Origin of the sequence: Rhodococcus sp. P14 (assembly GCF_000256505.1) — a bacterium.
Lineage (GTDB): Bacteria > Actinomycetota > Actinomycetes > Mycobacteriales > Mycobacteriaceae > Rhodococcus > Rhodococcus ruber.
Map to the genome: position 1 here is coordinate 1 of NZ_AJFC01000162.1, position 7,414 is coordinate 7,414.

Consider the following 7,414-nt stretch of genomic DNA (forward strand, 5'->3'; position numbering starts at 1 on the left):
ATGGCGGGTGATGTTGCCGCTCCACACGGTTCGGGTGTCGATGCCCTGCGCTTCGACGAACTCCTGCAGGTCACTGCGGGAGAACGGGGCGTCGGCGGAGACCGTGACGGGATAGCACAGCCAGGCGGTGTCGAGGCCGTCGGTTTCGACCGGCGTGCGGAAGAACTCGGGGTAGGCGCCGTATGCGGCGGTGAACTCCGCGAAGGTCTTGCGGCGCCGCTCGTAGTTCTGCGCGAGCTTGTTCAGCTGCACGACGCCGTAGGCGGCGCCGAGTTCGGACGGTTCGAAGTTCCACGGCAGCAGATCGAAGATGAAGTCGTTGTCGTAGTCGACCCCGTCCAGATCCTCCCGGAAGACGCGTCCACCCCCGTTGCCGAACAGGTTCGGCTCGGAGCGACGCCCCCAGCGGCGCAGCAGGAGTGCACGATCACGGGTCTGCTCGTCGTCCATCATGACCATGCCGCCGGTGCCGGCACACGTGATGATGTGGGCCATGGAGAAGCTGGTGACGCTCAGGTCGGCACGCGCGCCGGTGGGCGTGCCGTGCAGCCGGGCACCGAGGGTGTCGCAGGTGTCCTCGATCACCTTCAGGCCGTGCCGGTCGGCGACGGCCCGGATCGCGTCCCAGTCGGGGCAGTTGCCGGCGAGGTTCGGGACGAGCACGGCGCTGGTGCGGTCGGTGACCATCGCCTCGATCTTGGTGACGTCGACGTTGAACGTGTCCGGTTCGACGTCGACGAAGACCGGTACCAGGCCGGCGCGCACGAGGGGCGCGACGTCGGTGGAGAAGGTCAACGGCGAGGTGATGACCTCGCTGCCCTTCGGCAGGTCGAGCAGCTCGACCGCGAGGTACAGGCCGGAGGATCCGGAGTTGCACATCACGCCGTACTGCTTCCCGGACAGCTCGGGGATGCGGCGTTCGAGCTCGAAGACGTTCTTGCCGATGCGCAGCCCCTGATGGCCGCTGCGCAGGACGTCGACCACCGCTCGGATTTCGTCCTCGCCGTGGGTGGCGCGGGCATAGGTGATGCGTTCGGTCATGTTCGGACTTTCTCTGGATGGGTGGTCGGTCAGTTGTCGGCGGAGAGCACGAGTGCGCTGTGCGGCACCGGGGAGCCGCCTGTGACCAGAACGTTCGACACGTCCTTGCCGGGCTGGTTCACCGACGTACCGCGGATCAGGCGCACGCCCTCGGCGATTCCGTTGACGCCGTGGATGTATCCCTCGCCGAGTTGTCCGCCGTGGGTGTTGACGGGCAGGCGGCCGTCGAGTTCGAGGTTGCCGTCCGCGATGAAGTCCTTGGCCTCGCCGCGGCCGCAGAACCCGTACTCCTCGAGTTGCAGCAGCACCATCGGGGTGAACGCGTCGTAGAGGATCGCGGCGTCGATGTCGTCCGGATCGATGCCGGCCTGATCCCACAGCTGCCGTGCCACCAGCTCGACCTCGGGCATCTCGTCGATGTCCTCGCGGTAGTAGCTGCTCATGGAGATCTGCTGGGGCCCGACGCCTTGCGCGGCGGCGGAGACGACGGCTGGCGGGTGCGGCAGGTCGCGGGCCCGCTCGGTGCTGACGATCACCAGGGCCTGGCCGCCGTCGCTCTCCTGGCAGCAGTCGAGGAGCCGCAGCGGGTCGGCGATCATCCGGGAGTTCTGGTGGTCGTCGAGGGTGATGGGCCGCTCGTAGAACCAGGCCCTGGGGTTGACGGCGGCGTGCTTGCGCGAGAGCACGGAGATGCGGCCGAAGTCGGCGCTGGTCGCCCCGTACTTGTGCATGTAGCGCCGGGCGAGGAACGCCTCCTGCTGGGCGGGGGTGAGCAGCCCGTAGGGGTTGATCCAGTTGCGGTATTCCTGGTCGGTGTTGGCCGTGTAGGCGAACGGCGGCGGGCCGGCGCCGAACCGGGTGCCGGAGCGTTCGTTGAAGGCCCGGTAGACGACCACGACGTCGGCGACCCCACTGGCCACGGCGAGCGCCGCCTGCTGCACGGGTGCGCACGCGCCGCCGCCGCCGTGCGGGATGCGGCTGAAGAACGTCAGTTCGGGGATGCCGAGCGCCCGGGCGACCGCGATCTCGGGGTTGGTCTCCATCGTGAACAGTGCGAAGCCGTCCACCTCCTCGACGCCGATCTGCGCGTCCTCGAGCGCGGCGAGCACGCTCTCGCAGGCCAGCTGCCATTCGCTGCGCCCGGAGTTCTTGGAGAACTCGGTGGCGCCGATACCCGCGATCGCCGCCTTGCGGGCGAAACCCCCGCCGGGAATTGCCTTGCCGCTCATCGTGTCTGTCCTTCGTACGGTGCGACGGTGACCTCGGCGGTCACATGTGTTCCTCGGGCGTTGCGGCCGAGCACCTCGACGGTGACGGCGCCGGCGTCGACGCGGGTCACCGTCCCGGTCAGGCGCATGGTGTCGCCGGGAAAGTTGGGGACGCCCAGCCGCAGTGCGACGCGGCGGATGCGGGCGGCCGGCCCGGCCCAGTCGGTGATGCAGCGGTCGACGAATCCGTTCGTCGAGTTGATGCTCATGAAGATGTCGGGCGTGCCGCGCTTTTCGGCTGCACCCGGATCGTGGTGCACATCCTCGAAATCCTGGGAGGCGATCGCGGTGGCGACGATGGTGCTGCGGTCGAGCGGTAGGTCCAGTGCCGGCAGTTCGGTGCCGACGGACACGGTCGGCAGGCTCATGCGGCACCTCCGCCCGGAAGGCGCAGCTGCGGCAGGATTTCGCCGTGCGCGTGCTCGGCGAAGCCGACCTCGAGCTCCATGCCGATCCGCAGCCGGTCGTGCTCGACCCCGGCGATGTCGGCGACGATCCGGATGCCCTCCTCGAGGTCGATCAGCCCGACCGCGAGGGGATAGTAGAAGGACGGGTCCTTCGGGTGGTGGATCACGGTCCAGCTGTGCAGGGTGCCGCGGCGCGACGACTCGACGGTGTCCCACTTGAAGGAGCGGCACTTCGGACACGCCGGTCCCGGCGGATGCCGGAGTGCGCCGCAGTCGCTGCAGCGCTGGATCTCGAGCCTGCCCTCGCGGGCGGCTGCGAACCAGAACTCGTTGTCCTGGGTGATCGTCAACCTGGGAACGGCCGTCATCACGCCTCCTCGGTGGTGTTCGGGTCGAAGCGGAGCAACCGGAATCGCTCCTCGACGAGCAGGTCGCCGTGCTGGTTCTCGTAGCGCTTGTGCAGGGTGACGAAGCAGCCGCGGCCGAGGCCGGTGCGTTTGACCGGGGAGATCGACTCGATGGTGAAGTGCGCGGTGACGTGGTCGCCCGGGACGAGTTCGCGGTGGTAGTCCTGCTCGACGTTGGTGGCGACCACGGAGGTGAAGCCGTGCCGGTCCAGCAGAGTCATCAGCTCGGAGTAGGCGAAGTCCTCGGTCCGTCCTTCGGCGCGCAGCCGCTGCACCTCGCGCCAGCGCCGGTAGCCGGCCATCACCCACGTCGAGATCATCGCGGGCGGGCACACCACGTCCGGTCGTCCGGTCGCGCGGGCCGCGTCCCGGTCGACATAGACGGGGTTGTAGTCGTCGTGGGCCTCGACCCAGTTCCGGATCATCGCCTCGTCCACGGCGTACCGGGCCACCCGGGCGGGCTCGGCCACCCGCCCGACGTACTGCTCGAACTCCCGTTCCAACTCCTGTTCCAGCGTCGGCACGTCCGCACCACCTTTCTTGAGCAAGCGCTTGGTGCAGTACGGTAGGCGCGGATGCCCCGCCGGGACGGCCCGTTCCCACTCAGTTGGAACGGACGGCAGAAAACTCGAGCCGAACCGGCGAAACAGAAGGGAAATTGACCATGACGTCGGACCGACGCGACGAGATCATGCGGCTCGCGGCCGAACTCTTCGCAACCAAGGGGATCGCCCCCACGACGGTCCGTGACATCGGCGAACGCGCCGGAGTGTTCTCCGGCAGCCTGTACCACTTCTTCAGATCGAAGAATGCGATCGTCGCCGAGATCCTCAGCGGCTTCATGGCCGACATCGACCAGCGCTTCCGGCGCGTGGTGGAGACATCGACGAGCGCGCGCGAGACGGTGCGCGGCCTGATTCGGCAAACGCTCGCCGTGATCGAGGAACATCCCCATCCGACGGCGATCTACCAGCAGAACCGGCAATACCTGCGCGACAACGGCCTGCTCGACGTCGTCGACGCGCCGTCACGCACGGTGCGCGACTACTGGCTCACCGCCCTCGCCGCCGGTGTCGCCGACGGCAGCTTCCGCTCCGACATTCCCGCCGAGGTCTTCTACCGCACCGTGCGGGACACACTGTGGGCGAGCATGCACTGGCCGGGACGCGACGACTACACGACGGACGAGTTCACCGACCTGCTCGTCGCGCTGTTCTTCGGGGGCTTCGCGGAGGAGAAATGACGCCGTGTTCGCGGGCGTGGTGCTACGCCCCGTCGGGCCGGGCCGACGGCGCCGGCGTCCCCGCCTGGGCATCCAGGAGCGCGTCGATGCTGCCGGGTCCCAGCCCGAGTTCCGCCAGAACCTCGCGGGTGTGCTGCCCATGCTGGGGCGCCGGGCGCGCCCCGGTGTACGTCCCGTCCCAGCGCAACGGGGAACGCGCCGTCGGTACCGCACCGACGCCGGGCTGTTCGACGCGTTCGATCACGGCATACTCGCGGGCGGCCACCTCGTCCATGGTCCGGTACGGCGCCCACAGCACCCGGCTGCCGGACAGTTCCTTCTCGATCTCGGCGAGCGTGCGCGCCGCGAACCACGGACGCAGGATCGCGGTGATCTCGTCCCGCGCGGCGTAGCGGTCGCCCTCGTCGGCGAATCGCAGCCCGCGATGCCGTTCGAGTGCCGCGAACACCTCGGCGGTGCCGGTGACCTCGACGAGCCCCCGCCACTGGGCGGCGGTGAGGCCGACGACCATGACGGCACGGCCGTCGGCGGTGGCGAAATCCGAGCCGTAGCTGCCGTACAGCGCGTTGCCCTGCCGCTCCCGGCCGGACCCGCGTTCCTCCGCCTCGGCCAGCCAGCCCATGCTCGCGACCGCGGACACCGCGACGTCCTCCAGGGCGAGTTCGAGGTAGGCGCCCTCGCCCGTGCGATCCCGCCGCCGCAGCGCGGCGACGATGCCCAGGGCCGCCTGCACCCCGGTGATCAGGTCCCAGGCCGGGAGCACGTGGTTCACCGGGACCGTCCCGTCGACGGGTCCGCTCATCAGGGGCAGGCCGACCGCGGCGTTGACGGTGTAGTCCACCGCGGGCGAGCCGTCGGCGTTGCCGGCGATGTGCAGGTGGATCAGGTCGGGCCGCCGTGCGGCGAGCACGTCGTGCGCGAGCCAGGGCGTGCGGGCCGCGTTCTCGAGCACGATGCCCGCCTCGGCGATCAGGTCGGTGACGACGGCGCGGCCGTCCTCGCTGCGCAGATCCACCGCGACGGACCGCTTCGCCTGGTTCAGGCCCGTCCAGTACAGGCTCGCCCCCGACCCCGCGAGGGGCCAGCGACCACCGTCGACCGCGCCACCGAGCGGGTCCACACGGATCACGTCCGCGCCGAGCTCGGCGAGGATGCGCCCGGCGGTCGGTCCGGCGACGAAGCTGGACAGGTCGACGACGCGCACCCCGTCGAGCGGGCGCGTCGTCATGCCACCCTCTCGAAGATCGCCGTCAACCCCTGCCCACCGCCGATGCACATCGTCTCGAGTCCGTACCGCGCTCCGCGGCGGTCGAGTTCGCGCAGCAGCGTGGCGAGGATGCGCACGCCGGTCGCCCCGACCGGGTGACCGAGCGAGATTCCCGAGCCGTTGACGTTGGTCCGCTCGAAATCGGCTGCCGTGAAGCCCCACTCGCGGGTCACCGCCAGCGCCTGCGCCGCGAACGCCTCGTTGAGTTCGATCAGGTCGATGTCGGCGAGCGTGAGACCGGCCCGCTTCAGGGCCTTCTCGGTCGAGGGCACCGGTCCGATGCCCATCTCGGCCGGTGCGACACCGGCCACCGCCCACGTGACCAGCCGGCCCAGCGGTCGCAGGCCGAGCCGCTCCGCATGGGCGCGGGTCGTGACGAGACACGCTGCGGCACCGTCGTTCTGACCGCTGGCGTTACCTGCGGTCACCGTCGCCTCCGGGTCCTGCGCCGCCATGATCGGCCGGAGCCTGGCGAGGGTGTCGACGGTGGTGTCGGCCCGCGGGTGCTCGTCCCGGTCCACGACCCGGTCGTCACCCTTGCGCTGGGGCACGGACACCGGCACGATCTCCTCCGCGAACACCCCCGAGTCGATCGCCGCCACCGCACGCCGGTGCGACTCGACCGCCAGCTCGTCCTGTTCGCGACGACCGATCCCGTACCTGCGGCGCAGATTCTCCGCGGTCTCGAGCATCCCGCCGGGCACGGGATGGTTGCGTCCGCCGGCGGTGACACGGCCACGGGCGAGCCGGTCGTGCAGCGCGGCCGGCGCGCCCTTGGCGCCCCACCGCATCGATTCGGTGTAGTACTCGGCACGGCTCATGGATTCGACGCCGCCGGCGATCACGACGTCGGCCACGCCCGTCTGCACGCGCATCGCGGCGTCGAGCACGGCCTGCAGCCCGGAGCCGCACCGCCGGTCGAGCTGCAGGCCCGGCACCGTCACCGGCAGGCCCGCGTCGAGCGCGACGACGCGGCCGATCGCGGGGGCCTCCCCGTTGGGGTAGCACTGGCCGAAGATCACGTCGTCCACCGACTCGGGGTCGACCCCGGTGCGGGACAGCAGTTCCGAGATCACCCCGGCGGCGAGGTCGGTGGCGGGCACGTCGACGAACACCCCGCCGTACCGCCCGACGGGCGTGCGCAGGGGTTCGCAGATCACCACGTCGTTGGCGGTCGCATCAGTTGTGGTCATTTCGGAAATCCCTCTCCCGATCGGTCCAGTCCTGCGCCCACTCGCGCAGCTCCACGGCACGGATCTTGGTGCCGTTGCCGCCCACCGTCGTGGGCATCGCCTCGATGACGTGAATCGCCGTGGGCACCTTGAACGCGGCGAGTGTGTCGGCACACCAGGCCTTCAGCGATGCCGCATCGAAGTCGGCCGGGGCGTCGTCGGCGGGGACGACGAAGCCCACGGCCCGGGTGTAGCCGCCGTCGCCGGTGATGCCGACGACCTTGGCCGTCCGCACCCCGGGATGCTCGGCCAGCCGGTGCTCGATCTCGGCCGGGTCCACGAGAAATCCCCGCAGCCGCAGCACGTCTCCCATCCGGCACACGTAGGTGCAGCCGCCGTCGCCGGTCGCGACAGCGAGATCGCCGCTGCGGAACCAGCCGTCGGCGGTGAACGCGCGCGCCGCGGCGTCCGGGTTGCCGAGGTACGCGTCGACGACGTTGGGGCCGCGCAGTTGCAGCTCGCCCTGCTCGCCGTCCGGCAGCACCCGGTCGTCGAGCGGGTCGGCGATACGCACCCGGATCGCCGGATCGACCGGCCGGGCGCCGCCCG

Annotated in this window: 9 protein-coding genes; 1 reads left to right on the top strand and 8 read right to left on the bottom strand. The window is 70.3% G+C overall.

All coding sequences use genetic code 11. The annotated features are described in order from the left end of the window. The 5 genes from OEY_RS0111755 to OEY_RS0111775 form a co-directional block, all read right to left on the bottom strand. On the bottom strand, positions 1-1,041 hold a 1,041-nt coding region (locus OEY_RS0111755; protein ID WP_010594071.1), incomplete at its 3' end, for a DegT/DnrJ/EryC1/StrS family aminotransferase. 29 nt (positions 1,042-1,070) lie between these two features. Next, positions 1,071-2,270, bottom strand: a complete 1,200-nt coding sequence (locus OEY_RS0111760; protein ID WP_010594072.1) for a lipid-transfer protein — start codon at positions 2,268-2,270, stop codon at positions 1,071-1,073. Continuing rightward, positions 2,267-2,677, bottom strand: coding sequence for a MaoC/PaaZ C-terminal domain-containing protein (locus OEY_RS0111765; protein ID WP_010594073.1), 411 nt, complete (start codon positions 2,675-2,677; stop codon positions 2,267-2,269). The genes OEY_RS0111760 and OEY_RS0111765 overlap by 4 nt, the downstream gene beginning before the upstream one ends. Then, positions 2,674-3,084 (bottom strand): Zn-ribbon domain-containing OB-fold protein, encoded by a 411-nt coding sequence (locus OEY_RS0111770; RefSeq protein ID WP_010594074.1) that lies wholly within the window; start codon positions 3,082-3,084, stop codon positions 2,674-2,676. Before OEY_RS0111770 ends, OEY_RS0111765 begins: the two co-directional genes overlap by 4 nt. After that, the gene (locus OEY_RS0111775) at positions 3,084-3,647 is read right to left on the bottom strand and encodes an FAS1-like dehydratase domain-containing protein (protein ID WP_010594075.1); all 564 of its coding nucleotides are present in this window, start codon (positions 3,645-3,647) and stop codon (positions 3,084-3,086) included. The genes OEY_RS0111770 and OEY_RS0111775 overlap by 1 nt, the downstream gene beginning before the upstream one ends. A gap of 140 nt (positions 3,648-3,787) precedes the next feature. On the opposite strand from OEY_RS0111775, the gene OEY_RS0111780 reads away from it, so the two are divergent. Further along, positions 3,788-4,366, top strand: coding sequence for a TetR/AcrR family transcriptional regulator (locus tag OEY_RS0111780; RefSeq protein ID WP_010594076.1), 579 nt, complete (start codon positions 3,788-3,790; stop codon positions 4,364-4,366). 22 nt (positions 4,367-4,388) lie between these two features. Here the strand turns inward: OEY_RS0111780 and OEY_RS0111785 are convergent, their stop codons facing one another. From OEY_RS0111785 to OEY_RS0111795, 3 genes are all read right to left on the bottom strand, one after another. Further along, complete coding sequence (locus OEY_RS0111785) at positions 4,389-5,594, bottom strand: CoA transferase (protein ID WP_010594077.1); 1,206 nt, start codon at positions 5,592-5,594, stop codon at positions 4,389-4,391. After that, positions 5,591-6,826 carry an acetyl-CoA C-acetyltransferase gene (locus tag OEY_RS0111790; protein WP_010594078.1) on the bottom strand — a complete coding sequence of 412 codons (1,236 nt, stop codon included), beginning with the start codon at positions 6,824-6,826 and terminating at the stop codon, positions 5,591-5,593. Before OEY_RS0111790 ends, OEY_RS0111785 begins: the two co-directional genes overlap by 4 nt. Further along, a partial coding sequence (locus tag OEY_RS0111795; protein WP_010594079.1) for an AMP-binding enzyme occupies positions 6,813-7,414 on the bottom strand: 602 nt, incomplete at its 5' end. The genes OEY_RS0111790 and OEY_RS0111795, both read right to left, overlap by 14 nt.